Consider the following 25,582-nt stretch of genomic DNA (forward strand, 5'->3'; position numbering starts at 1 on the left):
CGCTGCAATGTTTCACTGCCGTGTTGGCTTTTCCGCCGCCGTGCCGTTGGACCTTTTTCCCAGCGCGGAATTTCCACCGTCCCGCACAGCGGCTGGATCGCCCTTTTCGTCAAAGGCAAGTTTTACCCGCTTCACCATATCGCGGCTGACCTGCCACCAGTCACCGGTCTTTGCCCAGTAGCGTAGCGTTAGCGAAATCGTGCTGTCACCGAGCGCGTCGATGAAAACGCTGGGTGCCGGTGACGGCAGCACCCTTGGGTTGCCTTTGGCAATGCCCATCAACGTCTCCATCGCCTGATCGAGGTCGTCCTCACGAGAAATGTTGATTTTCAAGTCGTTCTGCCGCGTAGGCTCACGGCTGAAGTTGGTTATCGGCGTGTTCCACAGCGTTGAATTTGGCGCCAGCCGATAGAGCCCGTCGCCGGTTCTGAGTTCTGTCGCAAACAATCCGACCTCTCGCACCGTGCCGGCCACGCTGCTGGTTTCGATATATTCGCCGACCCGGAACGGCCTGAGGATCAGGAGCATGATGCCGGCCGCGATATTCTGCAGTGTCCCTTGCAGCGCCAGCCCGATCGCCAGGCCGGCTGCGCCGAGGGCGGCGATGATCGAGGCGGTCTGGACGCCGAATTGGCCGAGCACGGTGATGAACACCAGAATCAGAAGCGCATAACGCACCACATTAGTGAAGAAACGCGCCAGTGTCTCGTCGATGCCATGGATGCGTGACAGGCCCTCATAGGCCCAGCGGCTGACAAAGCCGGCCAGCGTCCAGCCGATGACGAGCAGAATCAACGCCCCGAGAATGGAGAAGGAATATTGGACTGCAAGTGCGCTTGCCTGGCTGAGTGCCGTGCGGGTGGCGAGAAGGACATCGGCTGCTTGTTGTTCCATGATCTGGCCCTGTGGAGATTGCGAGGTCGAGGCCAAGATGGAGCAGACGCCAGCAGCGTCAACCGCAGGCAGGGTTCCGGATCGCCAGCAGGAAGGGCGCATTGCCGTCCGCATCGGCGCCACGCCCGATCGCCCTTACCGCCGCAACCAGCCGGCCGCCGCGGCTAAGCAAGGTGTCACCGATCTCGATCAGCCGGGTGTTCGGAGTTGCGAAAGGTGAAGCGGCGCGCAGCCGACGGACAAGCTCTTCCTCGTCCTGATCCGGCGCGATCGACAGAGCGGCGATAAGTGCCGCGGCCGGTGATCGCGACACGCCCATCCAGCAATGGATGAGCAGCGGGGTCTCCTGCCGCCACGATGCGGCAAACTCGATGATCGCCTGTACATGCGTTTCGTCAGGCGCCACGAGACCGCCCGTGCCCTTGAAGGTGATGTCGTTCATCGAAAGCGTCAGGTGACGATCGGGCGCGATCACACCCGGCCGATGAAAGGCCTGTTCTTTGGCGATCAGGCTGATCATGTCACGCGCCTTGTGGCGCACCGCCATTTCGGCGATGCGCGAGAGCGGCGAGACGACGATCAAGCTCACGATACCATCTGCCGCTCGGCCTCGATCGCCGCAAAGCGCTCGCAGAACAGCCGCTGGGCTTCCAGCGCCGGCAAAGGTTCGATCAGCAACATCTCCTTGCTGATGCCGCGCGGCTGGCCGAAAAATTTCTGCGCCTCGGCGGGCGTGAAGCCGGCAAGTACCGTCGCCTCGAAATAGGCCGCGATCGTGTCGGCCTTCTTGATCCGGTCCTTGAGATCGCGCGATGGGTGAGGCGGCAGGCCGAAGCGCAGGTGCACGGCGGCCTCCAGCCGCATTTCCACCGCCTTATAGCCGCCACCGACCACGGATTTGAACGGCGAGATCATGTCGCCGATCACATATTCAGGCGCGTCATGGAGCAGCGCCATCAGACATTCCTCCGGCCGCGCATTGTTGAAACGGCGGAAAATATCTTCGACGACGAGGCTGTGCTGCGCCACCGAAAAGGCATGATCGCCCGATGTCTGGCCGTTCCAGCGTGCTACGCGCGCGAGACCATGGGCGATATCGGCGAGTTCGACATCGAGCGGCGAGGGGTCGAGCAGGTCGAGCCTGCGCCCGGACAGCATGCGTTGCCAGGCACGCGGAGCTTTGGCCGTCACGCGCTGGCCTCGTCTGCGCTGGTGGGAAAGACAAGGCCGGACCATTGCGGCAGGGCGAGAGAAACCGGCGTTTGGCCGGCCAGCAGCGGCGTGCCTTCCGCCATTGCAGCACCGGCGCGGTCGATTCGCACGATCGCAAGCCCGCTGCCGCCCTCGACCGAACCGAGTGTCCCCACCGGCTTGCCGGCGGCGGTGATCTCCGTGCCCGCTAAAGGCAAGGCCGTAGTGGCGGACACGGTGACAACGCGCCGGCGCGCAGTGCCGCGGTGCTGCATGCGCGAGACGACCTCCTGGCCGACATAGCAGCCTTTCTTGAAGGAGAGGCCGCCGTTCAGATCCATCAGCACGTCATGCGGGAAGGCGTCCTGCAGGGCAAAGTCGGATCCCGAGGTGACGATACCGTGGCGGATACGCAAGCTCTCATAGAGTGACGGCGCATCATCGCCATGCTTTCCTGCCCGGCGGCGCAGCGGGACACCTGCCTTGGCGAAGCGGCTGTCTCGGGCACCTCCGATGCGATCGGTATCCTCGCCCCAGCAAACGGTAATGCCATTCTCAGGCTGAGGCGTAAGCGTAACGGCGGCCCGCAGCCTGTACATCGTCAGCCGCTTCGCCAGCCCTTCGAGCTGGGCCGCATCCGTTTCAATCAGGTAGCCGTTGCAGTCCCGCCAGACCATGAAGTCGAACAGGATCTTCCCCTGCGGCGTCAGCAGTGCTCCAGGCCGCGCCTCATCGGGCGCAAGCGAAACAATATCGGTGGTGATCAGGTTCTGCAGGAAGGATTGGGCGTCCGCGCCGCCGACGGAGAGCAGTGAGCGGTCTTTCAGGAATACGGCTGGCATGGCGGAACCTGTCGCGTTGGTCGTCGCTCAGAGGTATGACTTCGTGGAGTGGATCGCAAGGTCATGCGACATGCGGAAGGCGCATGCGAGGCGGCGTCAGTCGCCCGCTGTGAAGAACTTCCACTTGCCGTCAGGCGTAATGCCGAGGCGGTAGAAATTATAGCCACCGAATTCCTGCATGTCGGAAAGGTCGCCAGCGGTCACGATGCGCAACAGCTCGACCCGTTCCGGCGGTGTCAGCGACTTCAGATCCTTCTCGGCGAAATAGGGCCAGACATACATATCGTCGGCTGTGCCTTGGCCGACATGAACGAAACCGGTCGAGACGATATCGAGCATGATGGCTAGAATTTCATCTCCGTCGGGATCGCCGGAGAGATCTTTCAGCGTGCCGATCGGGTCGTCGGTTGCTTCACCCACCGTCACCTGCGTCTGGTCTTTGCCGGTGCCCATCAGCGGTCGCAACCGTTCGAGATCGCCGGAGGCGGCGGCTTCGACAATCTGTTGGCGCATTTTGCGAACCGGCTCGGGCGCCTTGTTGATGTCGTAAATTACCTCGACCGGCTTGGATGCGTCCTGGGCGCCCGGCGTCTTGTCGACGCCCTCACTGTTCTGGCTGTTGACCAGCGGCTCGGCCATGGGAACGCCGGGGGTGGTGCCCTGGGGCTGGTTCTGCCCCTCAGCACTTCCCTGTGCGGGCGGCGCCTCGTTGGGGGCTTGGCCGGGGATCTTATGGAGTTCGGAAAGCGCATAGGCCGAGGGCGCGAGGAAGGCGTTGCCGGCGGCAAGGCTGAACGCAAGCAACACCGGCGCGAGCCGAATTCGCGAAACTTTCTCTTTACCGATGGGCATCGAACTCTCTGAATATTTATTGCAGGGTGCGGTTGGCGGAGAATTCGCCGGCAAGCATACGGTCGCGCAGCGAATCGAGCAGAGCTTCGGCGCTGTTTTCCCCGTGCAATCGGATGGTTTCGCGCAGGGCATGCGCGATGGCGGCATCAGCTATGATCTCCGGCTCGATCCCATCGGCCATGCCGTCGGCCCAAGCCTCGTTCTGGTACTCCAGAGCCGCCTGCATCTTTTCGTGGACGATCATGTCGTCGATGTCGTTGAGGCTTGCTTCCATTGTCTTTTCCTCAGAACTTCTCATGTCTTACTGCACCGTTAATAACACTAACAGCCTTTTCCCAAAACGACACGTCCGCATGCGAAAACAGGTTAATTAAATGTCAATTTCCAAAGCGCGAAGTAATTTCTGTGGCGAGTGTTGCACCTTCGTTACGGTAGCGCTCTTCTGCCACGATGGCCGCCGGGGTGCAATCCGTATAGACGGAGGCGAAGGCGCGATAGCCGCGGTTGAAGGCCGCGGTCAACCTTTCCTTGCGCTGCGGCTCGTTACCCGTCTCCGAATCGAGCAGCTGCTTCATGCCTTCCCGCCACTCATCGCCGCCCGCCGCCTTGCAGAGCGTTCTCAGATAATGCACCGAACCCAGCACTTCGGCGAGCCGCGCCAGCTTGTCGTCATAGGGCACGGGCACGGCCGCGACCGGCGGCGCAATCTCCTCCTGCGCAGGCGCCGTATTCTTGCCCTGAGCCATGGTGGGCCCGGCAAGCACGAGCAGGGACAGGACAACGCGTCGAACGGGAATCATGCTTCCACTTGATACGTTGAGCGTGACGGCAACAAGGCGCGTCTGAAAGTTTCCACTTCTATTCACCGCCCGCCAGCCGTTCCGCGCATTCGAGCACGCTTTGCGGCACAGGCAGTCGCCGGATCTCCTCTACCGTATACCAGCCGAGCGCCGCCGCATCGTCGGCGGCTTCCGCCACCATTTCCCGGTCGGCGTCGACGCAAAAGACTGACAGGAAGAAATGGCTCCTGATGCTCCCATCCGGCCCATGCGTCTTGAGGTCATAGGTAGAGAACAGCCGCGGATCGTGCGCCGAGATGCCGGTTTCCTCGCGGAACTCGCGCAGCGCGGTCTGCTCCGGCGTTTCGCCCGGCTCGGCGCGGCCGCCGGGAAAGGCATACATGTCGGCAGAGGGCGGGTTGCGTCGCAATACCAGAAGGAATCGCCCGTCGCGTTCGAGAATGGCGGAGGAGGCGGCTTTGGCGGTGGAGGTCATGGCTGCTCTTGCTGTGATGGCCTATTCGATCTGACGGGCCGATGATTGCGGATCGCGGCTGCGGGCCGGCCCGATTTTCCTGTGGGATAGCTCCCAAGACAAGCCCCAAAAAATTGCGCAGCGGTTCGCGAAATAACGACATCTGTGCAACAAGGAGGCAAAAAATATTCGAAAGGGCTTTGCGTGACCTATATCATTTACGCGTTTGCCGCCGTTTTCGAGATCGCCGGCTGCTTCGCCTTCTGGGCGTGGCTCAAGCTTGAGAAGCCGATCTGGTGGCTGGCGCCGGGCATGATCTCGCTTGCGCTTTTCGCCTGGCTTCTAACGCTAGTGCCGAGCGATGCCGCCGGTCGAACCTTCGCAGCCTATGGCGGCATCTACATTCTTGCTTCGCTCTCCTGGCTGTGGCTGATCGAAGGCCGGGTGCCCGATCGTTATGATATCGGCGGCGGACTGATCTGCCTTGCCGGGGCGAGCGTCATCCTCTTTGCGCCGCGCGCCTGAAGCCGTCACGCAAAAGCATGCAACGCGCCTTGACCGGACTCGGGCCGGCTGCAAAGACAGGACGATGTGTGGACGTTTCGCCCTGACAAGTTCCAGCGCCGACCTGCGCGACTCCTTCTCCGGTCTCGATCTCGAGGACTTCCCGGCGCGCTACAACATCGCCCCGACGCAGCCGATCCTCGTGGTCATGGCAGGCGAGGGCCGGGAGCGGGGCAGCAATCTGCCCGATCGTCGCGCCGTTCTCGTGCGATGGGGCTTCACGCCAGGTTGGGTCAAGGATCCGAGGGATTTCCCGCTGCTGATCAACGCGCGCGCCGAGACCGCGATCGGCAAGGCCTCGTTTCGAGCGGCGATGCGTCATCGCCGCGTGCTTATTCCGGCCTCAGGTTTTTACGAATGGCATCGCCCCTCCAAGGAGAGCGGCGGCAAGTCGCAGGCCTATTGGATCAGGCCGCGCCGGGGCGGGGTCGTCGCCTTTGCCGGGCTGATGGAGACATGGTCCTCGGCCGATGGCTCGGAGGTCGATACCGGTGCGATCCTGACGACGTCAGCCAATGCGGACATCTCCGCGATCCACGATCGCATGCCTGTCGTCATCAAACCGGAGGACTTCTCGCGCTGGCTCGATTGCAAGACGCAGGAACCGCGCGAGGTGGTCGACCTGATGCAGCCTGCTCAGGGCGATTTCTTCGAGGCGATCCCGATTTCCGACAAGGTCAACAAGGTTGCCAATATGGGGCCGGACCTGCAAGAGCCGGTTGTCGTCGAAAGACCGCCTGAGGCGCCTGCGAAACAAAGGCCGGATCACGGCCAGCTGAGTTTTTTCTAAAACGACGTAGGCACTTCCGGTACCGCGGTCTGTTCGGCTCACCCGCAATGCCGGAGGCATGTCAACAAAGCATGCCGCAGTCTTGGGATGACGGCAGCCGCAAAACGTGAAGCGCGGATGTGCCGTTCGAAGCTCGGCGCCTCAAGCGGATTTCTTGACGCTGTCCGGCTTGTTCTTTGTCATCAGCGATGCCGCGGCAACGGCCTTCAAGCCGACCGGGCGATAGTTGGCGGCGAGGTCTGGCTTGGCCGCCTGTTGTTCGCCGGTAATGCTCTTCTTCGAAGTCACGATACTCTCCTTGCGTGTTGCTTCCCTGGGTATTTTGTATTTTGCTGTTTGGTCAGAAATAGCGACAAAACGGCGGCGTCGCTTATCAGGATTTGTGAACGCCCACCATAATTCGCGAGGCTTAACTGAAGCCTACGTTGGTTAATACTTACTGAAGGGAGCGGTTCCATAAAAACCGCAGAGCGGTTTTCCCCGGGAAAACGTGGGCGTATATCCGGGAACAGTTGACAACAGGGAGAGATGCAATTCCGTGGCCCGGAGAATCCGGAAGCGCGCGCAGGTCAGATGTGCCGGCCGATATCGTCGTCGCCGACGCCAGGTTCCTCGATCGTCAGGGTCCCGTATTTCCGCCGCCATCTGCGTGCGCCGAAGGGGAGCGATATGAGATAGGCGGCAACGGTAAAGACCATCACCTCCCAGGTGTAGCTCATCAGCAGAGCCACATAGAGCACGACGCCGAGCATCATCGGCAGCACCAGATCGCGGCGCAAGCGGTTGCCTTCCGACTTGCCCGACCAGACCGGCAGCCGACTGATCAGCAGGAAGGCGATGGCGACGGTGTAGATCGACGAGAGATAGGCGAAGGTGCGGTCCGTCGCCAGACCGAGGAAGCCGAGATAGACTGGCAGCAGCACCAGCATGGCGCCGGCCGGCGCTGGCACTCCGACGAAATATTCCGATTGCCAGCTCGCCTTGTTTTCGCGCTCGGCCATGACATTGAAGCGGGCAAGGCGAAGCCCGGCGGCAATCGCATAGATCAAGGCGGCGATCCAGCCGAGCGAACGAGCCTGATCGAGGGCAAAAACGTAAACGACGAGCGCGGGCGCGACGCCGAAATTGACGATATCGGCAAGCGAATCCATCTGCGCGCCGAATTTCGAGGTCGCCTTCATCAGCCGCGCCACGCGCCCGTCGATGCCGTCGAGGAAGGCGGCGAGCAGCACCATCGCGACGGCGAGCTCGTAACGGTTCTCGAAAGCGAGCCGGATGCCCGTCAACCCGGCGCAGATCGCCAAAATGGTGATGAGATTCGGAAAGACGAGGCGGAACGGAATCTCGCGCAGGCGCGGACCGCGGGCGGAATCATCCGGCCCGTTTGGCTCGAAAGGCGGAAAGGGTGTTTCCATGTCGCGTTCCAATCGTTCCTAGAGCAATTCCGGCAAGGGCTCGGAGGTTCCGCGCCTTAGCTGCGGCGGCTGATGACCGGACCCTTGGCCGAGGCGAATTCAGCGATGACCGTTTCCCCGGCAATCGCCGTCTGACCGAGCGAGACTCGTGGCGCCGCACCGGCAGGCAAGAATACGTCGAGCCGCGAACCGAAGCGGATCAGTCCGAAACGTTCGCCGGCGTCCAGCGGCTCGTTGGTGTTTGCCCAGCAGAGGATACGCCGCGCCACGAGGCCGGCGATCTGCACGACGCCGATCTGGCCGTGCCGTGTTTCGATCACCAGTCCGTTGCGCTCGTTGTCCTCGCTCGCCTTGTCGAGTTCGGCGTTAACGAAGCTGCCGGACCGGTAATTGATGCTGACGATGCGACCACGCATCGGCGCCCGGTTCACATGGCAGTTGAAGACGTTCATGAAGACCGAGATGCGCAGCATCGGCTCGGAGCCGAGGTCGAGCTCTGCCGGCGGGGTCACCATCTGGATCGCCGAGACCTTGCCGTCGGCGGGAGAGATCACGAGATCGTCGTCCTGCGGCGTCACGCGCTCGGGATCACGGAAGAAATAGGCGCACCAGAGCGTGAAGACCATGCCGATCCAGAAAAGCGGCTTGAAGATCCAGCCCAGCACCAGCGATGCGACGAAGAAGGCGGCGACGAAGGGGTAACCCTCCTTGTGCACGGGCACGATCGTGTTGCGAACCGTGTTGAACAGGCTCATGGCTGCCGGTCTCCTTGCGTTGTCGTTTTTTGCTGGTTAGCGAAAAACCAGCTCCTGAGCAATGCTGCGACCCTGACCGTGGTTCCGCCGTCGTGGTTCTGAACAACAAAAGCCGGTAACGCTACCAGCAACAGAAAGCTGCCTCGAAGTAGCTTGCGAATCGCATAAGTATGTGCTTATGTGTTCGCATGATCGAGAATGACTTCTTCCGAGCTTTGGCAGACCCGACCCGCCGTGCGATCTTTGAGAAGCTGGCGGGAGGGAGCATGAACGCTACTGCCTTGCGCGAGGGCATGGGGATTAGCCAGCCGGCAATGTCGCAACACCTCGCAGTTCTGCGCAGTGCAAAGCTCGTGAGGGAAGAGCGACAGGGACGTTTCGTGAATTACCAGGTCGATCCCGATGGGTTGGCTCTCATCGCCCAATGGCTCACAAAATACCGCGCCTATTGGCCGGAGCGTATCGCAGCACTCAAAGTCTTGCTGAAGGACATGGATCAATGAGCGAAGGGATGACCAAGGAGCAGGATAGCGGCGTCGAGTTGCAGTTTGACTTGCGCGATCCGCCGCAGAAGGTCTGGCGTGCCGTCACCATTCCCGAACTTCGGGAAAGGTGGTTGCCGAAGGCAGCATTGGCTGATCCCGATGCGATCACCGTCACCCCCGGCCACGAAGTTCGCTACAAGCTGCGTGACGATAACCCGCCATTCCTCGAAAGCACCGTGACGTTCACGATCACCCCGAATGCCACCGGCGGCACCTGCCTCCGGATCGCCCACGAACTGACAGACGCAAGATTCGGTGGAGTGGCAAGAGCGTCGGCGAACAGCAACAGCCCGCCCCTCATGCTCGCCGCCTGACACGGCGAGCCTCCCCCTTAAATTCTGAAAGTCAGGAGGATCGCCGATGCGTGAAGCGATGCAACTCGTCCCTATGGTCATAGAACAGTCCAGCCGGGGGGAGCGATCCTTTGACATCTATTCCAGGCTTCTGCGGGAGCGGATTATCTTCCTCAATGGCGAGGTGAACGATACCGTTTCGGCGCTCGTCTGTGCGCAACTGCTGTTTCTGGAAGCGGAAAACCCCAAAAAGCCCATTAACCTCTATATCAATTCGCCGGGCGGCGCCGTGACCAGCGGCCTGGCCATGTACGACACCATGCGCTTCATCCGTGCGCCGGTTCATACACTTTGCATGGGGACAGCCCGTTCAATGGGATCGTTCCTGCTGATGGCAGGCGAACCCGGCGAAAGAGCTGCATTGCCCAATGCCAGCATCCTCATTCACCAGCCCTCCGGCGGCTTTCAAGGGCAGGCTTCCGACATGCTGATTCATGCCGAGGAGATTCTAAAGACCAAGCAACGCATGACACGGCTCTACGCGGAGCATTGCGGACGTTCCTACGAAGACTTTGAACGCGGGATGGATCGCGATCGCTTCATGACGGCGGAGGAAGCGCTTGAATGGGGTCTTATAGACCGTATCCTGAAGGTTCGGGAAGACACGAGCAGCCTATAAAGCCTTGCCGCAAAAAAAACGATTGCTGGAGATCGTTTCAACAATTTCACCTTTACGTTAGTGGCTGGCAACGCTACCGCCTCCCGCTTCAGCTTGCCGGGGCAAGCCGGGTGATCACGCCCATCTCGTCGCTTTCGCGCACCTGCTTCAGATGCTCTTCGGCCTGCGTCGCCTCGCGCTGGCGGTTCCACATCGAGGCATAGAGGCCGTTCCTTTCGAGGAGGGCTGCATGGGTGCCGCGCTCGGCGATCTCGCCGCTTTTGAGCACGATGATCTCGTCGGCGCCGATGACGGTCGAGAGCCGGTGGGCGATGACCAAGGTCGTCCTATTCTTCGAAACCACGTCGAGGGCGGTCTGGATTTCCCGTTCGGTCGTCGTGTCGAGCGCCGACGTCGCCTCATCCAGGATCAGGATCGGCGGCGCCTTGAGGATGGTGCGGGCGATCGCCACACGCTGTTTCTCGCCGCCGGAAAGCTTGAGCCCGCGCTCGCCGACCTTGGTCTCGAAGCCTTCGGGCAGCGCCTCGATGAAATGGGCGATCTGCGCCACCTCGGCCGCTGCAAACACCTCGCCATCGCTCGCCGATGTGCGGCCGTAGCGGATATTGTAGGCGACCGTGTCGTTGAACAGCACGGTATCCTGCGGCACCATGCCGATCGCCGATCGCAGGCTTTTCTGCGTCACCGTGCGGATATCCTCGCCATCGATGGTGATCGCGCCGCTCTGGATATCGTAGAAACGATAGAGCAGGCGCGACAGCGTCGATTTGCCGGCGCCCGACGGCCCGACGACGGCGATCGTCTTGCCGGCCGGCACATCGAAAGAAATGCCTTTCAGGATCGGACGGGCCGGATCGTAAGCGAAGTGCACATCCTTGAAGGAGATCGCGCCCTGGCGGATTCGAAGCTCGGCAGCGTCGGGGGCGTCCTTGACCTCGGCCTTCACCTCGAGCAAATCGAACATCTGCTCGATATCGGTTAGGCCCTGCCGGATTTCCCGGTAGACGAAACCGATGAAATTGAGCGGCACGGAAAGCTGCAGCAGCATCGAATTGACGAAGACGAAGTCACCGACCGTCTGCTCGCCGCGCTGCACCGCCAGCGCCGAAAGCACCAGCATGATGGTCGTGCCGATGCCGAAAATGACGCCCTGGCCGAAGTTCAGCCAGCCGAGCGACGTCCAGACTTCGGTCGCCGCTTTCTCGTAGCGCTCCATCGACTTGTCGAAGCGTTTGGCCTCCATTTCCTCATTGCCGAAATATTTGACGGTTTCGAAATTGAGGAGAGAGTCGATCGCCTTGGTGTTGGCGTCGGTGTCGCTGTCGTTCATCGAGCGGCGGATGGCGATGCGCCAGTCGGATGCACGGATCGTGAACCAGATATAGGCCCAGACGGTGAAGGCGGTGACCGCAAGATAGGAAAAGCCGTAGCCCCACCAGAAGATAACCGCCGTCAGCAGGAATTCGATCACGGTCGGAACGGAATTGAGGATCGTGAAGCGCACGATCGTCTCGATGCCCTTGGTGCCGCGCTCGATGATGCGTGACAGGCCGCCGGTCTTTCGCTCCAGGTGGAAGCGCAGCGACAGCTCGTGCATGTGCACGAAGGTCTTATAGGCGAGCTGGCGCACCGCATGTTGCCCGACGCTGGCAAAGAGCGCGTCACGCAGCTGATTGAGGCCGAGCTGGATCAACCGGGTGACGTTATAGGCAATGACAAGGGCTACGGCGCCGGCAAGCAGCGGCGGTACCGTGCCGGCAAGGTCCATCCTGCCGTTCAGCGCATCGGTGGACCATTTGAAGAAATAGGGGACGAGCAGCAGGACGAACTTGGAGATCAGCAGATAGACCGACGCCCAGACGACTCGCATCCTGAGGTCGGTTCGCCCGGCCGGCCACATATAGGGCCAGAGGTTGAAAAGCGTCCGCAGCAGGTGGGATTCCGAGACTGTCTTGCCGTTTGCCATGCCGTGTCTCCAGTCCGGATGATTTTCTTCGATCTCCGGCAAGGCGGGGGCAGGGGCGCACCTGAAGCGCTTACCTGAATCCCGAACCGCCACCGGCAGATAGGGCGTCGGGCCGAGGAATACAACACGTGCGGGGGCCGGGAAAAGTGAGGCCGGGCGTTTCTCCTGCCCGGCTTCATCAACTCGCGTTGCGCTTAAGGAGCGGCCTTTCAGAGGTGCTGCTTGGAGAGCCGCTTGCGGTGCAGCTCCTCGGCGTTCGGCAGCGCGTCCTTCGGCAGGCCGAAAATCTGCCCGGGACGGATACGATCCGGGTCGATGATCTTGTCCTCGTTGGCGATGTAGATCGTCGTATAACGCACGCCGAGCCCATAGGTCCGGCGGGAGATCTGCCACAACGTATCGCCGCGGCGGATGATGACCGCCGCATTGTTTGCCGTCAGCGGTGCCTGCTCGATCGTCTTCGGCTGATTGCTCGCAGTACCTTTTGCGGCGGGCGCGGCCGGTGCGGGCGTGTCGGTCAATTCACCGATGATTGCACCAAGCCCGTCGAGCCCGGCGCCGACCGATTTTGCGTCCTTCGGCAGATCCTGCAGCAGTTTCAGCGCCTTGGCGGCGGCCTGCGAGGAGGCGCCTGAGGCTTGCTTGAAGCTGTCGGACGCATCCGCCGCCGGGCGGAAGTCTGCGACAGAGCGCAGCGCGAATTCCGTTGCTGAGCGCGCCGCCGCCAGCTGTTCGGCGCCGGGCAGCTGGCCATCGGCAAACAGCCCCTTCAAGAGCCCGAACGCCTTGCCGGCTTCGGCCTTGAGCTTGCCGAGTTCACCCTCGTCGAGCGGCACCATCGAGGCAGCACCATTTGCATCGGCGGGGCCGGCTTGAGCGGCAACCCGCACCTGGTCGCCCGCCGGGCGATTGAAGTTCACTGCGGCCCGCACGATCACCTTGCCCGCGGGATCGACGACGTCGACGCGAATCCTATGATCGCCGACCGAAAGCGCCGCGACGCCATCGATGACGAAATGGCCGTCGGGACCGGCCGTGTCCTGGCCGACAAGGCTGTCGTCGGCATAGCCGAGGACCTTGGCGTTGGCACGCGCCGTGCCGGCAATGAAGATCTTGTTGCCCTCGATCTCGACGGCGTTGACCATCACATCGGGCGCGGTGGCCTCGTTGGTTTCGCCAGCACCTGGAACGGCCGGTGTCGCATCTGTGCCGTCGGCGGAGGCGTCGGGCAGACCAGGCGTCTGCAGCGCCAGCTCACCGGTTGGCGCTACTGTTGCGGCAGGCGCGTCGGCTGCAGCGGTCCCGCCAGTTGCCGGCTTGTCCGCAGCCGGCGCCAACGGATTGGAGGCGTCGGCGACTTCGGTGTCCCCTGTCGGCGCCGTGATGATGCGGCTCGCCGCGCCGGGCTTGGAGACCATGGCGAGCAGATTGGCGGCATTGCCGTCCTTCGGCACGGAAACGGTGGCGACTTCTTCGGAAAGCGCGGTCTTGCCATCCTTGTCCGTTACCTTGAGCACGAGCTGGTGGTCGCCGGCCGGGAGCGGATCGTCGAGGACGGCCGCGAAATCGCCGCTCGGACCGACGTTGGCCGTCGTCACTACCTTTTCGCCGTCGAGCACTTCGAGCTTGCCGTTCGGCTCGGCGGAGCCGGCGATGACGGTCGATCCATCAGGCTCGACGCGCAGGACGTCGAAGGCCGGAAGTTTCGGGCCGGCATTTGCGGCCGCCGGGGTCGCGGCAGAGGCTGGTTCGGGCGCACCGGTCAGCGCAGCTTCGGCCCTGGCAATCGCGGCAGGCGCATCCGCCATATTTTCCGGCAGCGACTGCACGATGGCGAGCGCCTTGGCGCCGCCTTCCTTGGCCTTGGCGGCAATGGCTTGTGTTGCGGGATCGATGCCCTCGGGAACGGTGAAGCCGACAAGTGCGGTGAGCGCATTGACGGCCTTGGTCTTGGCGGCGGTGAAGACATCAATGGCCGGGCCTTTGCCGTCCGCAAACAGCGCCTTCAGCTCGCCGAGCGCCACGCCGGCATCGGCCGAGAGGCGTCTGACCTGATCGGCGACCCCAGTCGAGTCGGCCACGGCAGAGCGTGATGTCTTTGCCGCTTCGTTAACCGTGTTCTTGAGCTCCGTGCCCGCCTGGTTGATGGCGTCGCCGACTTTGGATGCATCGCTGCCGATGCGCGGCATGACGAAGAATACCATCAGTAGGATTGCGATTACGAGCACTGCAAGGGCCAGCAAGCCGGCACGGTTCTTCATCATTATGTCTCCCAAGGCGGCAATTTGCCGTAGTAACCGAAATTGCTAGCGATTTCCGATGCTTTTCACAAGCATTCAACGCAATTTCGCAAGCTCGGCACGCTGCTTTTCAGTCAATTTTCTTGACTGCATTGAAATGGAATAGTTGTTTTGCCGTATGACCGAACAATCTGTATCGATTCGATCCATCTGCGTTTACTGCGGCTCAAGGCCTGGACGCGATCCTTCCCATATGGCGGCCGGGCGGGCTCTCGGAAGAGAGATCGCCGAATACGGCCTGCGCCTCGTCTATGGCGGAGGTACCAAAGGCATCATGGGCGCGGTTGCAAGCGGGGTGCTTTCAGGCGGCGGTCAGGTCACGGGCATCATCCCGGAATTCCTGATCGATATGGAAGCGACTCGCCATTCGCTCGGTCAGCTCAACGAACTTATTGTAACCCCTGACATGCACGCGCGCAAACATACGATGTTCGAGCGTTCCGATGCCTTCGTCGCGCTGCCCGGCGGCATCGGCACGCTGGAGGAGATCGTCGAGATCATGACCTGGGCGCAGCTCGGCCGCCATGAAAAGCCGATGGTCTTTGCCAATATCAACGGTTTCTGGGATCCGATGATGGAACTGATGCGCCATATGACTGAAGAAGGCTTCCTGCACACCGCACATCGGGTGCAGCCGCTCGTCGTCGACGACGTCGCCGGCATCATTCCGGCGATCATGGCCCAGGCAGCCCAGCTTGCGGCCGATCGCGACGGCGAGGACGAGGTAATTTCGAAGATGTAGGCGGCGGGCGCGTTTAGCGCCCGCGGCTTCCCTTCAGCATCGACCAGCTATAGAGGAACAGCCCCGCCCAGATCAGCGGGAAGGCGATCATCCGCGCCGTGCCGAGCGGCTCATGAAAGGCGAAGACAGCGATCAGGAAGATCATCGTCGGCGCGATATACTGCATGATGCCGATCGTCGAGAGCTTCAGGAGCTTGGCGCCGTTGGCATAGATCATCAGCGGCACGGCGGTGATGACACCGCAGCCGAGAAGTAGGGTCGTATCGGCAAGGCCGGTACGGTAGAAATGGCCGAGTCCGTTGCCGTATTCGAGATAGAGGATGTAGACGAGGGCGGGGCCGCTGAGGATCAGAACCTCGAGGAAGAAGCCCTGATTGGGTCCGAGCGGCAGCGTCTTGCGCAGCAAGGCATAAAAACCCCAGCTGATCGCAAGCGTCAGCGCCACCCAGGGGATGCCGCCACTGTCCAGGGCCAGAATGGCGACGGCAAGTGCCGCAAGCGCGATCGCTGCCATCTGCAGCGGCTGCAGCTTTTCCTTGAGCAGCACCGCACCGAGGAAAATGCTGAACAGCGGATTGATGAAATAGCCTAGTGCTGCATCAAGCGAATGGCCGGCGCCGATCGCCCAGACATAGGTGCCCCAGTTGACGGTGATCAGCGATGCGGTCAGGGCCCCCATCGCCAGCATGCGCGGCGAGCGCAACGCTGCGCGGATGTCCGCCGTGCGTCCGAGCACGACCAACACGATGCCGGCCAACGGCAGCGACCAGACGATGCGGTGGGCAATGACTTCGGCCGGCGGAATATGCGCCACCGCCTTCATGTAGAAGGGCAGGAAGCCCCAGAGCAGATAGGCTGTCAGCGCGAAGGCGAAACCGCGTGGACTATCTTCGTTCTTGGCCAGTGGAACGGATGCATCGGTCGACATCGGGTGTTTCCATGTTTGTTCTTCTTCTGATCCGGCCTAGCTTAAGCACCGTGAATAGGCCAATTCATTTCGTTGAATGAAGGCTGAGAGGATTTGAAGCGAAAACCCGAGCGATAGACGAATCCCGGCGGCACAGACTTATTCCGCCGCGATCTTCCCCGCCAGCTGCCGGTTCTTCATCAGCTTGTAGATGACGGAATCCATCAGCGCCTGGAACGAAGCGTCGATGATGTTCTCGGAGACACCGACCGTCCACCAGCGCACACCGTCGCTGTCGGTGGATTCGATCAGCACGCGGGTGATTGCCGCCGTGCCGCCATTGAGGATGCGCACTTTGAAATCGGCGAGAACCAGATCGTCGATCTCGTGCTGGTACTTTCCGAAATCCTTGCGTAGCGCCAGGTCGAGCGCGTTGACCGGACCCTCGGCGTCGGCGACCGACATCAGCGTCTGGCCATCGATGGTGATTTTGACCACCGCCTCCGAGACGATCTTCACACGGCCAAGACTGTCGAAGCGGCGCTCGATCATCACGCGGAAGCCTTCGATGGTGAAAAATTCCGGGATCGTGCCGAGCGTGCGGTGCGCCAAGAGTTCGAAGCTCGCATCCGCGCCCTCATAGGCATAGCCGATCGATTCACGATCTTTGACGATCGAGATCAGGAGATCCAGCTTCGGATCGTCCTTGGCGACGATAATGCCGCGCCGCTTCAGCGCATTGATGAAGTTCGCCTTGCCGCCCTGGTCCGAGACCATGACCTTGCGGAAATTGCCCACGCTTTCCGGCGGCACGTGTTCGTAGGTGCGAGGATCTTTCAGCAGAGCGGAAGCATGAATGCCGGCCTTGGTGGCGAAGGCAGAGGCGCCGACATAAGGCATCTGGTGATCCGGCGAGCGGTTGAGGAGCTCATCGAAGGCGTGCGAGAGCCGGGTGAGGTTGAGCAGCCTCTCCTCGTCGATCGCCGTTTCGAAACGGGTGTTGTAGGCGCTCTTCAGCGCCAGGGTAGGGATCAGCGTCACCAGATTCGCATTGCCGCAGCGCTCGCCGATGCCGTTCAAGGTGCCCTGGATCTGCCGGACGCCGGCTTCAACGGCAGCAAGCGAATTAGCAACGGCCTGGCCGGTATCGTTGTGAGCGTGAATGCCGAGACAGCGGCCGGGCACGCCGGCCGCGATCACTGCCTCGACAATGGCGCGCACCTCCGGCGGCTGCGTCCCTCCATTGGTGTCGCAGAGCACGACCCAGCGAGCACCGCTTTCATAGGCCGTCTTCGCGCAGGCGATCGCATAGGCCGGATTGGCCTTGAAGCCGTCGAAGAAATGTTCGCAGTCGACGATCGCCTCCTTGCCTGCGCCGACCGCCGCCTTGACGCTTTCGGCGATGGATTCGAGGTTTGCCTCGTTGGTGCAGCCAAGCGCCACCGCGACATGGTAATCCCAGCTCTTGGCGACGAAACAGATGGCATCGCTTTTGGCTTGCAGCAGGCCGGCAATACCGGGGTCGTTCGAGACCGAAACGCCTGCTCGCTTCGTCATGCCGAAGGCGACGAAGGTGGCCTCGCTGGTGCGCTTCTCGCTGAAGAAGGCGGTGTCCGTCGGGTTGGCGCCGGGATATCCGCCTTCGACGTAATCGAGGCCGAACTCGTCGAGCATGGCGGCGATCGCAATCTTGTCCTCGACGGAAAAGTCGATCCCGGGCGTCTGCTGCCCGTCCCGGAGGGTCGTGTCGAAGAGGTAGATGCGTTCTTTCATGTCGTTTCCTCCCGGCGAGCGGGTGTTGTTGTACTGCGGATGCTGCCCCTCATCCGGCTGCCGCCACCTTCTCCCCGTTCTGACGGGGAGAAGGGGAATGCCGCACCGTATCGCGGGGCACGTCCCGTCTCCCCGCGAGCGGGGAAAGGGCTAGGGTGAGGGGCTGCCCCAAATGATCAGTCCGGCTTCCCGGCGAACTTATCCGTCGCCCGAATCAGCCGATCGAGAATTCCCAGCTCCGAATAGGCATGGCCCGCACCTTCGATCAGGTGGAACTCCGCCTTCGGCCAGGCCTTGTGCAGCAGCCAGGCATATTTGGCAGGGCAGGGCATGTCGTAGCGCCCATGCACGATCACGCCCGGGATATCCCTGAGCCTGCCGGCATCGCAGATCAGTTGTCCCTCGTCCATCCAGCCGGCATTGACGAAGAAATGGTTCTCGATGCGGGCGAATGCATAAGCGAATTCCGGCTCTTCGAATTTGCCGCTGGTCGACGGTTCCGGCAGCAGCGTGATCGTTTCGCCTTCCCAGATGCTCCAGGCCTGCGCGGCTTGAAGGCGCACGTTCCTGTCCTCGTGAGTCAGACGGCGATGATAGGCATGCATCATCTCATGCCGCTCTTCCGGGGGAATGGGAGCGACGAAACGCTCCCACTTGTCGGGGAACATTTCCGACACGCCGAACTGGTAGTACCAATCGAGCTCCGCCTTGGTCAGCGTGTAGATGCCGCGCAGGATGAGCTCGGACACGCGCTCGGGATGGGTCTCGGCATAGGCGAGCGCCAGCGTCGAGCCCCAGGAGCCGCCGAACACCTGCCATTTCTCGACGCCGGCCATTTCGCGCAGGCGCTCGATATCGGCGACGAGGTGCCAGGTGGTGTTGGCATTCAGTTCGGCATGCGGTGTCGACTTGCCGCAGCCGCGTTGGTCGAACAGCATGACATCGTAGAGTGCGGGATCGAAAAGCCGGCGGTGGGAAGGCGAGATGCCGCCCCCCGGGCCGCCATGCAGGAAGACCGCGGGTTTGGCGCCGGGCGTTCCCGACCTTTCCCAGTAGATCACATGGCCGTCGCCGACATCGAGATGGCCGGAGGCATAGGCTTCGATTTCGGGATAGAGCGTGCGCAGGATTTCGGTCATATTTTCACGCCTTTTGCGGGCCAGGCCTGGGTGTCGTGATCGGGATGCTGAAAGGAGATAATCGCCTCCTGTCGGGCATAGAAATCCGGGTCTTTGTGCACGGGCGCATCGAATATCGTCTCGACCCATGGCAGTCGGGCGTCATAATTGACCTGGATCTGCGGTGCGAGATCGCTGCGGTCATCGAAGGTGCCGATCGCAAGCTCCAGTCCGCCCGGATGACGATAGGTCATCGGCGTGCCGCAATTGCTGCAGAAGCCGCGGTCGATATTGACCGAGGATTGAAAGTAGCTCGGTTCGCCGCGTGTCCACTCCATACCTTCTTCGGGTGCGGTGACGAGTGCGGAGAAGAAGCCGCCGAACTGCTTCTGGCACATGCGGCAATGGCAGATCGAGGGCCGTCCCAACTGGCCTGATATGCGGAAGCGCACGGCGCCGCATTGGCATCCGCCTGTTCTGATCTTATCCGTCATGGAATTCTCCGTGGCCAATGGGAAGTGTCGTGATCCGGGTGCTGATGATTGCTTGCGGCGATCGCGTTCTCGCGGTCGTGCGTATCTGGCTCGGCCTCCACCGGCAGCCCGTCGATGGCATGGAACCAGGACATCTTGCGGCCAGTGTTGGATTGCATAACGGGCCTGACCGCATCGGGATCATCAAGCGAGCCGAGCGCGATGTTGATGAAATCCTCTTCGGGAATATCGTAGAACAGCGGTGTGCCGCAATCGCCGCAGAAGCCGCGCCGGACGAGATCGGAGGAGCGGAACCACTTGGGATCGCCGCGCGTCAGTTCGAAATGCTCGCGCTTGGCCGCTGCAAGCGGCAGGAAATAATTGCCGGCCGCCTTCTGGCACATGCGGCAGTGACAGATATGGGGATAACCGAGTTCGCCCAGCGCGCGATAACGAACCGCGCCGCACTGGCACCCGCCGGTCTGTCTCGTCTCGTGCATCAAGTGCGCTCCTCCGGCGGCCAGACCTGCGTGTCGTGGTCGGGGTGCTGATAGGAAATCAGTTCGTGCAGGAAGGAGCCCGCCGTCAGATCCGCCTCGGTCCGTTCTCCCGGCAGTTCGTGCAGATGATCGACGAAGTCGATCTTGCCTTCCAAACCCCATTGAACGGTCGGCGGCAGCTGCGACGGATCGTCGAACGCGCCCGCCGCAATCGCCATCCCATCCGGGGCTTCATAGGTCAGTGGCGTGCCGCAATCGCCGCAGAAACCACGCTCGACGAAATTCGACGAGCGAAACCTTTTGCGCTCCCCCCGCGTCCATTCGAAATCGGCGACGCGCACCGAGACCAGCGGTGCATAATAGGCTCCGAACGCCTTCTGGCACATGCGGCAATGACAGATCGACGAATCCTTGAGGTCGCCGCTGACGCGAAAGCGGATCGCGCCGCACCGGCATCCGCCCGAGTAGGTGGTCATGGCAGGTCCTTTCCGATGGTGCGGATGATATGGCTGCATACATTGTCCAGATCCCGGAGAATATCGTCATTCCAGAAGCGCAGGACGGTCCAGCCATCTGCCTTCAGGCGCTCAGTCCTGATGTCGTCGTAGAAGGCATTTTCGGCAATGGCATGCTGCGAGCCGTCTACCTCCACGACAAGCCGATGGCTGGGGCATGCGAAATCGACGATATAGCCCGCAATCGGCAACTGCCTGCGAAAGCCAAGACCCATTAGGCGATGGGCGCGAAGTTCGTTCCAGAGCTTTAGTTCGGCATCAGTCATAGCCTTGCGCATACGCTTGGCATTCGCCCGCCGTTGCGGCGGGACTGGTGTATGCGACATATTTAGCCTCTCGCTCTGGGCTACACGCCCCTCTACCACCCAATCCATCCTACCGCTTGACCTCCCACGTCGTCACCCGCTCGCCCGTTGCCGGATCCTTGCCGTCCTTCAACTGGATGCCCTTTGCGGCCAAGTCGTCGCGTATTTTGTCGGCCTCGACGAAGTTCTTCGCCTTCAGCATTTCGAGGCGCATGGCGACCAGCGCATCGACCGCCGCTGCGAAGGCTTCGTCGATTTCGACTTTCTTCGGCTGCACCCCGAGGAGCGCCGCACTTGCGGCGAAGACGGTATCGTTGCCGGATTGCGCCAGCGCATGCAGCGCCTGCACGGCGGCGACGGTATTCAGGTCATCGGCCAGCGCGTTCAGCACGCTGTCATCGGCTGCGGCATCGCCGGCCTCCAAGGTCGGCCATTTGGCGAGCAGGCGTTCGGCCTCTTCCAACCGCTTGATCGAGAAATCGATTGGTTCGCGGTAGTGCGTCATCAGCATGGCAAGGCGCAGCACCTCGCCCGGCCATTTGCGGCCGCCGAAGGTTTCCGTGTGGAGCAGATCGTGGATGGTGACGAAATTGCCCTCCGACTTCGACATCTTGCGGCCTTCGACCTGAACGAAGCCGTTGTGCATCCAGACATTCGCCATCACCTCGGTCCCGTGGGCGCAGCGCGATTGGGCGATCTCGTTTTCATGATGCGGGAAGATCAGGTCCAGTCCGCCACCGTGAATGTCGAAGACATCGCCGAGATAACGCCTGCTCATCGCGGAGCACTCGATATGCCAGCCCGGCCGGCCGCGGCCCCAGGGGCTCTCCCAGCCGGGCTCGTTGTGGCTCGACACTTTCCAGAGCACGAAATCGCCCGGATTCTTCTTGTGCGCGTCGACGGCGACGCGGGCGCCGGCCTGCTGCTCGTCGAGCGGCCGCTTCGAAAGCTGACCGTAATCGGCCATGGATTTGGTGTCGAACAGCACTTCGCCTGCCGCCACATAGGCATGCCCGTTGCCGATCAGCTTGTCGATGATTTGGATCATCTCTGCGATATTATCGGTGGCGCGCGGCTCGACATTCGGCTCCAGACAGCCGAGTTCGGCGACATCGGCGTGAAACTGCGTCTCGGTCTTTTCGGTGACCGCGCGGATCGCATCGTTGAGCGGCAGGCCGGGATGATCTCTCAGCGCCCGCGCATTGATCTTGTCGTCGACGTCGGTGATGTTGCGGGCATAGGTGACTCGATCTTCGCCATAGAGATGGCGCAGCAGCCGGAACAGCACGTCGAAGACGATGACCGGGCGGGCATTGCCGATATGGGCGAAATCATAGACCGTGGGGCCGCACACATACATGCGGACGTTCTCGGCATCGATCGGCTTGAAGACCGATTTCTCCCGCGTCAGCGTGTTGTACAGCTTCAGTTCCGGCGTGCCGCCCATTTCACTCTCCCAAATGCACGATCAGAAAAATCGCGACCGGCAGGCCGGGGCGTTTCGCATCTTGACAATTGGGGAGACGAAAACGGCCAGGCCAGCGCGTGCGCTAGCGAATAATCTTTCCGCAGATAATGCAGATAACCGTTTTCATGCCGCGTTTTATGGCGCGGGAATGGCGTTTGGTCAAGAGGGGGAGGGGAGGATCGGCGGCAACTCGAGCGACCTATCCGGTGCGCTGCATCCCCTGAGGCTCGTCTGCCATTTTCGTGGCGCAAATCGCGTATAGCCGGTTCGGAAGCTGCTGGAAATACGGGAGGAATGAGTGGGAAGCGTTGTTCGAAGGACGATCGGTGCGGCTGCAATTCTGATGGTCGCGGCCGCATATTTCGCATACGATTTCGGCATGCTTCGCTTCAACAATCCGACCTTGTCGCGTTATCCGATCCAAGGCATCGATGTCAGCCATCACCAGGGCGACATCGATTGGAAGACGGTGGCCGCCCAGCCGAACGTGCGTTTCGCAATCATGAAGGCGACCGAAGGCGGCGATCACAAGGATTCCAGGTTCGCCGAGAACTGGCAACGTGCCGGAGATGCAGGGCTGGTGAGAGGCGCCTACCATTTCTTCACCTTCTGCCGCCCGGGCAAGGATCAGGCGCAGAATGTCCTGGCCACCGTGCCGAAGGCGCCGCGAACCCTGCCGATCGCCATCGATCTGGAATTTGTCGGTAATTGCAACAAGGTCCCGACGGTCGAGGAAATGGCAACGGAGGTCAATGCCTTCGTCACCGAACTGAAAGCGATCTTTCCGGAAAAGCCGATCTTCTACGTCACGCGGGAATTTTTCGATCAGTATCTGAAAGGCAACGAGGCTCGCTTCCCCGAGCATTACCTTTGGCTGCGAAGCGTCTTCAAGGAGCCGACGCAGGAAGGCTGCAGTCGCTGGTCGATCTGGCAATTTGCTGACAACGGCTCCCTGGACGGTATCCGGGGACCAGTGGACCTCAATGTCTTATGCCCCGCCGAAACAGGGTTCGCACATCTGTTCCCGGCTGTTGCCGCGAACTGAAGCGTCTGTTTATTCCGGCAGGCGATAATCGGCGAGCTTATTCTCGCGCACGATGAACAGCTTGCCCGTCTCTGTCACGCCGGGGCCCAGCAGCGGCAGGATCGCCTTGGCGACCTCGGAGGGATGCGGGAGCGTCTGCGGATCTTCGCCGGGCACAGCCTGCGCCCGCATCGCCGTGCGGGTCGCGCCCGGATCGACGCTGGTGATACGCAGCGGCGTCGATTGGCTCTCGCCGGCCCAGGTTCGGGCCAGCGCCTCAACAGCGGCTTTTGATGCGGAATAGGCGCCCCAGAAGGGACGGCATTTGTGGGCGGCGCCAGAAGACAGGATTACGGCGCGGCCGGCATCCGAGCGGGCGAGCAGCGGATCGACCGACCGGATCAGCCGCCATGTCGCCGTCACGTTGATGTTCATCACCTTCTCGAACACCTTCGCCTCGATATGGCCGATCGGCGAAATGACGCCGAGCACGCCGGCATTGGCAACGAGGATATCGAGCTTGCCCCAGCGCTCGAAGATCGAGCCGCCGAGTGCGTCGATCGCATTCATATCGGCAAGGTCGAAGGGCACGAGGGTCGCACTGCCGCCGACGGCTTTGATGGCATCGTCGAGATCCTCGAGTCCGCCGACCGTGCGTGCGCACGCGATCACATGGGCGCCGGCCTTGGCAAGTTCAAGGGCTGTGAAGTAGCCGATGCCGCGCGACGCACCGGTGACGAGTGCGATCCTGCCCTCAAGATTGATGTTCATCTGTCCGGTTCCGGATTTGCTTGCAAAGGTGAGGGGCGCAATAGGCCCCTCGGAAGCGAAAGTCAAAGCGGCAGCGGCTCAGCCGTTGCTGGCAAGCATCGAAAGCTTGTTGCCCATGGACTCGCCGTTCTTGTCGAGCAGGCGGGTCGGATAGTCACCGGTGAAGTAGTGGTCGGTGAACTGCGGGCGGGCCGGATTGCGGTCCTCGCCGCCGACGGCGCGGTAAAGTCCGTTGATCGACAGGAAGGCAAGCGAATCCGCTCCGATATATTTGGCCATGGCTTTGACATCGGCATATTGGTTGGCGAGCAGCTTGTCGGCGTCGGGCGTATCGATCCCATAGAAATCCGGGAAGAAGATCATCGGGCTTGCGACGCGGATATGGACTTCGCGCGCACCGGCCTCGCGGATCATCTGCACGATCTTCAGCGACGTCGTGCCGCGCACGATGGAATCATCGACCAGCACCACGCGCTTGCCTTCGATCATCGCCCGGTTGGCGGAATGCTTCAGCTTGACTCCAAAGGCGCGGATCTGCTGCGTTGGCTCAATGAAGGTACGGCCGACATAGTGGTTGCGGATGATGCCGTATTCGAAGGGGATGCCGCTTTCCTGCGCATAGCCGAGAGCCGCGGGCGTGCCGCCATCCGGTACCGGCACGATGACATCGGCATCGACGGGCGATTCTTTGGCAAGGTTCATGCCCATGTTCTTGCGCGTCGTATAGACGTTGCGGCCGCCGACGACCGAATCCGGACGGGCGAAATAGACATATTCGAACAGGCAGAGACGCTCCGGCTGTGGCTTGCTCGGCTTGCGGGCATCAATGCTGATCGAGCCGTCAGGCTGGATTTCGCAGATGATGACCTCGCCGTTTTCGACATCGCGGATGAACTTGGCGCCGATGATGTCTAGCGCGCAGGTTTCCGAACAGAAGATCGGCTTGCCGTCGAGTTCACCCATGACAAGCGGGCGAATGCCGGTGGGATCGCGCGCGGCAATCAGTTTCGTGCGGGTCATGGCGAGCATCGAATAGCCGCCTTCCATCTGGCGGATGGCGTCGATGAAGCGGTCGGATGTGGAAGCATGGCGCGAGCGGGCGATGAGATGCAGGACGACTTCGGTATCGGATGTCGACTGGCAGATGGCGCCGGTGGCGATGATCTGGCGGCGCAGCGTCAGGCCATTGGTGAAATTGCCGTTATGGGCGATGGCGATGCCGCCTTCTTCCAGTTCAGCAAACAGCGGCTGCACGTTGCGCATCGCTACTTCGCCTGTCGTGGAATAGCGTGTGTGGCCGATCGCTATGCTGCCGGGCAGGCGGGCCAGCGTCATTGGATTGGTATAGTGGTCTCCCACCAGCCCCATATGGCGTTCCTGATAGAAGCGCTTGCCATCGAAGGAGACGATGCCGGCTGCCTCCTGTCCGCGGTGCTGCAGGGCGTGCAGGCCGAGAGCTGTGAGAGTTGCGGCATCGGGATGTCCCAGAATTCCGAAAACGCCGCATTCCTCATGCAGCGTATCTCCGTCGAGCGGATCGTCGATTGGGAAGGAATGGGACTGGTTCATTTCTGCGGGCCTCTGCTCTCACAAGAATGGATCGGCATTACCAATAGCACGATACCGGAAATCTCACAGGTTTCCGA

General features: G+C 61.5%; 30 protein-coding genes. 7 read left to right on the forward strand and 23 right to left on the reverse strand.

Features of this window, described 5'->3' with window-relative positions; translation table 11 throughout:
* Positions 1-12 precede the first annotated feature (12 nt).
* The 8 genes from NMA58_RS05425 to NMA58_RS05460 form a co-directional block, all read right to left on the reverse strand.
* Positions 13-894 carry a mechanosensitive ion channel family protein gene (locus NMA58_RS05425; protein ID WP_434712633.1) on the reverse strand — a complete coding sequence of 294 codons (882 nt, stop codon included), beginning with the start codon at positions 892-894 and terminating at the stop codon, positions 13-15.
* A 58-nt stretch (positions 895-952) separates the two neighbouring features.
* Positions 953-1,483: a tyrosine phosphatase family protein gene (locus NMA58_RS05430; protein ID WP_285192731.1), complete on the reverse strand. Its 531-nt coding sequence runs from the start codon at positions 1,481-1,483 to the stop codon at positions 953-955.
* Complete coding sequence (locus NMA58_RS05435) at positions 1,480-2,052, reverse strand: hydrolase (protein ID WP_434713512.1); 573 nt, start codon at positions 2,050-2,052, stop codon at positions 1,480-1,482. The genes NMA58_RS05430 and NMA58_RS05435 overlap by 4 nt, the downstream gene beginning before the upstream one ends.
* Positions 2,053-2,081: 29 nt before the next feature.
* Positions 2,082-2,927: a YgfZ/GcvT domain-containing protein gene (locus NMA58_RS05440; RefSeq protein ID WP_434712634.1), complete on the reverse strand. Its 846-nt coding sequence runs from the start codon at positions 2,925-2,927 to the stop codon at positions 2,082-2,084.
* 96 nt (positions 2,928-3,023) lie between these two features.
* Positions 3,024-3,779, reverse strand: coding sequence for a hypothetical protein (locus NMA58_RS05445; RefSeq protein WP_097598509.1), 756 nt, complete (start codon positions 3,777-3,779; stop codon positions 3,024-3,026).
* 16 nt (positions 3,780-3,795) lie between these two features.
* Positions 3,796-4,053, reverse strand: coding sequence for a hypothetical protein (locus NMA58_RS05450; RefSeq protein WP_020920882.1), 258 nt, complete (start codon positions 4,051-4,053; stop codon positions 3,796-3,798).
* A gap of 103 nt (positions 4,054-4,156) precedes the next feature.
* Entirely contained in the window at positions 4,157-4,579 is a 423-nt protein-coding gene (locus tag NMA58_RS05455) for a TIGR02301 family protein (protein ID WP_085777606.1), read from the reverse strand.
* 58 nt (positions 4,580-4,637) lie between these two features.
* Positions 4,638-5,054: an NUDIX hydrolase gene (locus tag NMA58_RS05460; protein WP_434712635.1), complete on the reverse strand. Its 417-nt coding sequence runs from the start codon at positions 5,052-5,054 to the stop codon at positions 4,638-4,640.
* 183 nt (positions 5,055-5,237) lie between these two features.
* On the opposite strand from NMA58_RS05460, the gene NMA58_RS05465 reads away from it, so the two are divergent.
* Together NMA58_RS05465 and NMA58_RS05470 are read left to right on the forward strand one after the other, a co-directional pair.
* Positions 5,238-5,558, forward strand: a complete 321-nt coding sequence (locus tag NMA58_RS05465; RefSeq protein WP_097598507.1) for a YnfA family protein — start codon at positions 5,238-5,240, stop codon at positions 5,556-5,558.
* Between the two features lie 64 nt (positions 5,559-5,622).
* A complete protein-coding gene (locus NMA58_RS05470; RefSeq protein WP_434712636.1) occupies positions 5,623-6,387 on the forward strand; it encodes an SOS response-associated peptidase in 765 nt (254 codons plus the stop codon).
* 141 nt (positions 6,388-6,528) lie between these two features.
* Here NMA58_RS05470 and NMA58_RS05475 read toward each other — a convergent pair whose 3' ends face one another.
* The 3 genes from NMA58_RS05475 to NMA58_RS05485 all read right to left on the reverse strand — a co-directional run bounded on the left by NMA58_RS05475 (position 6,529) and on the right by NMA58_RS05485 (position 8,557).
* Positions 6,529-6,675: a hypothetical protein gene (locus tag NMA58_RS05475; protein ID WP_434712637.1), complete on the reverse strand. Its 147-nt coding sequence runs from the start codon at positions 6,673-6,675 to the stop codon at positions 6,529-6,531.
* Positions 6,676-6,956: 281 nt separating this feature from the next.
* A complete protein-coding gene (pssA, locus tag NMA58_RS05480; protein WP_430957794.1) occupies positions 6,957-7,802 on the reverse strand; it encodes a CDP-diacylglycerol--serine O-phosphatidyltransferase in 846 nt (281 codons plus the stop codon).
* A 56-nt stretch (positions 7,803-7,858) separates the two neighbouring features.
* Entirely contained in the window at positions 7,859-8,557 is a 699-nt protein-coding gene (locus tag NMA58_RS05485; protein WP_434712638.1) for a phosphatidylserine decarboxylase, read from the reverse strand.
* 170 nt (positions 8,558-8,727) lie between these two features.
* On the opposite strand from NMA58_RS05485, the gene NMA58_RS05490 reads away from it, so the two are divergent.
* Genes NMA58_RS05490 through NMA58_RS05500 form a run of 3 tightly spaced genes read left to right on the forward strand, consistent with a single transcriptional unit; the run spans position 8,728 to position 10,074 of the window.
* Positions 8,728-9,060 carry an ArsR/SmtB family transcription factor gene (locus tag NMA58_RS05490; RefSeq protein WP_434712639.1) on the forward strand — a complete coding sequence of 111 codons (333 nt, stop codon included), beginning with the start codon at positions 8,728-8,730 and terminating at the stop codon, positions 9,058-9,060.
* A complete protein-coding gene (locus tag NMA58_RS05495; protein WP_434712640.1) occupies positions 9,057-9,416 on the forward strand; it encodes an SRPBCC family protein in 360 nt (119 codons plus the stop codon). Before NMA58_RS05490 ends, NMA58_RS05495 begins: the two co-directional genes overlap by 4 nt.
* Positions 9,417-9,462: 46 nt before the next feature.
* Complete coding sequence (locus NMA58_RS05500; protein WP_434712641.1) at positions 9,463-10,074, forward strand: ATP-dependent Clp protease proteolytic subunit; 612 nt, start codon at positions 9,463-9,465, stop codon at positions 10,072-10,074.
* Between the two features lie 88 nt (positions 10,075-10,162).
* On the opposite strand, the gene NMA58_RS05505 is transcribed toward NMA58_RS05500, so the two are convergent.
* Both NMA58_RS05505 and NMA58_RS05510 read right to left on the reverse strand, forming a co-directional pair.
* Entirely contained in the window at positions 10,163-12,040 is a 1,878-nt protein-coding gene (locus NMA58_RS05505; protein ID WP_434712642.1) for an ABCB family ABC transporter ATP-binding protein/permease, read from the reverse strand.
* Positions 12,041-12,249: 209 nt separating this feature from the next.
* A complete protein-coding gene (locus tag NMA58_RS05510) occupies positions 12,250-14,304 on the reverse strand; it encodes a LysM peptidoglycan-binding domain-containing protein (RefSeq protein WP_434712643.1) in 2,055 nt (684 codons plus the stop codon).
* A gap of 154 nt (positions 14,305-14,458) precedes the next feature.
* Here NMA58_RS05510 and NMA58_RS05515 point away from each other — a divergent pair, with 154 nt between their 5' ends.
* The gene (locus NMA58_RS05515; protein ID WP_430957788.1) at positions 14,459-15,082 is read left to right on the forward strand and encodes a TIGR00730 family Rossman fold protein; all 624 of its coding nucleotides are present in this window, start codon (positions 14,459-14,461) and stop codon (positions 15,080-15,082) included.
* Positions 15,083-15,095: 13 nt separating this feature from the next.
* On the opposite strand, the gene rarD is transcribed toward NMA58_RS05515, so the two are convergent.
* The 8 genes from rarD to cysS all read right to left on the reverse strand — a co-directional run bounded on the left by rarD (position 15,096) and on the right by cysS (position 22,120).
* Positions 15,096-16,010 (reverse strand): EamA family transporter RarD, encoded by a 915-nt coding sequence (gene rarD / locus NMA58_RS05520; RefSeq protein WP_430957787.1) that lies wholly within the window; start codon positions 16,008-16,010, stop codon positions 15,096-15,098.
* A gap of 138 nt (positions 16,011-16,148) precedes the next feature.
* Positions 16,149-17,762: a citramalate synthase gene (gene cimA / locus NMA58_RS05525; RefSeq protein WP_434712644.1), complete on the reverse strand. Its 1,614-nt coding sequence runs from the start codon at positions 17,760-17,762 to the stop codon at positions 16,149-16,151.
* A 176-nt stretch (positions 17,763-17,938) separates the two neighbouring features.
* Positions 17,939-18,901 (reverse strand): prolyl aminopeptidase, encoded by a 963-nt coding sequence (gene pip / locus NMA58_RS05530; protein ID WP_434712645.1) that lies wholly within the window; start codon positions 18,899-18,901, stop codon positions 17,939-17,941.
* A complete protein-coding gene (locus tag NMA58_RS05535; protein WP_430957784.1) occupies positions 18,898-19,374 on the reverse strand; it encodes a GFA family protein in 477 nt (158 codons plus the stop codon). Before NMA58_RS05535 ends, pip begins: the two co-directional genes overlap by 4 nt.
* Positions 19,371-19,853, reverse strand: coding sequence for a GFA family protein (locus NMA58_RS05540; RefSeq protein ID WP_430957783.1), 483 nt, complete (start codon positions 19,851-19,853; stop codon positions 19,371-19,373). The genes NMA58_RS05535 and NMA58_RS05540 overlap by 4 nt, the downstream gene beginning before the upstream one ends.
* Entirely contained in the window at positions 19,853-20,329 is a 477-nt protein-coding gene (locus NMA58_RS05545) for a GFA family protein (RefSeq protein ID WP_434712646.1), read from the reverse strand. The genes NMA58_RS05540 and NMA58_RS05545 overlap by 1 nt, the downstream gene beginning before the upstream one ends.
* Positions 20,326-20,694 (reverse strand): endonuclease domain-containing protein, encoded by a 369-nt coding sequence (locus tag NMA58_RS05550; protein WP_430957781.1) that lies wholly within the window; start codon positions 20,692-20,694, stop codon positions 20,326-20,328. Before NMA58_RS05550 ends, NMA58_RS05545 begins: the two co-directional genes overlap by 4 nt.
* 49 nt (positions 20,695-20,743) lie before the next feature.
* The gene (cysS, locus tag NMA58_RS05555; RefSeq protein ID WP_434712647.1) at positions 20,744-22,120 is read right to left on the reverse strand and encodes a cysteine--tRNA ligase; all 1,377 of its coding nucleotides are present in this window, start codon (positions 22,118-22,120) and stop codon (positions 20,744-20,746) included.
* 364 nt (positions 22,121-22,484) lie between these two features.
* Here cysS and NMA58_RS05560 point away from each other — a divergent pair, with 364 nt between their 5' ends.
* Positions 22,485-23,186: a glycoside hydrolase family 25 protein gene (locus tag NMA58_RS05560; protein ID WP_434713513.1), complete on the forward strand. Its 702-nt coding sequence runs from the start codon at positions 22,485-22,487 to the stop codon at positions 23,184-23,186.
* A gap of 9 nt (positions 23,187-23,195) precedes the next feature.
* On the opposite strand, the gene NMA58_RS05565 is transcribed toward NMA58_RS05560, so the two are convergent.
* Complete coding sequence (locus NMA58_RS05565; protein ID WP_434712648.1) at positions 23,196-23,936, reverse strand: SDR family NAD(P)-dependent oxidoreductase; 741 nt, start codon at positions 23,934-23,936, stop codon at positions 23,196-23,198.
* Between the two features lie 78 nt (positions 23,937-24,014).
* Positions 24,015-25,505: an amidophosphoribosyltransferase gene (purF, locus tag NMA58_RS05570; RefSeq protein WP_434712649.1), complete on the reverse strand. Its 1,491-nt coding sequence runs from the start codon at positions 25,503-25,505 to the stop codon at positions 24,015-24,017.
* Positions 25,506-25,582 lie beyond the last annotated feature (77 nt).

Origin of the sequence: Rhizobium sp. YTUHZ045 (assembly GCF_051124255.1) — a bacterium.
In the GTDB taxonomy this organism is placed as follows: Bacteria; Pseudomonadota; Alphaproteobacteria; order Rhizobiales; family Rhizobiaceae; genus Rhizobium.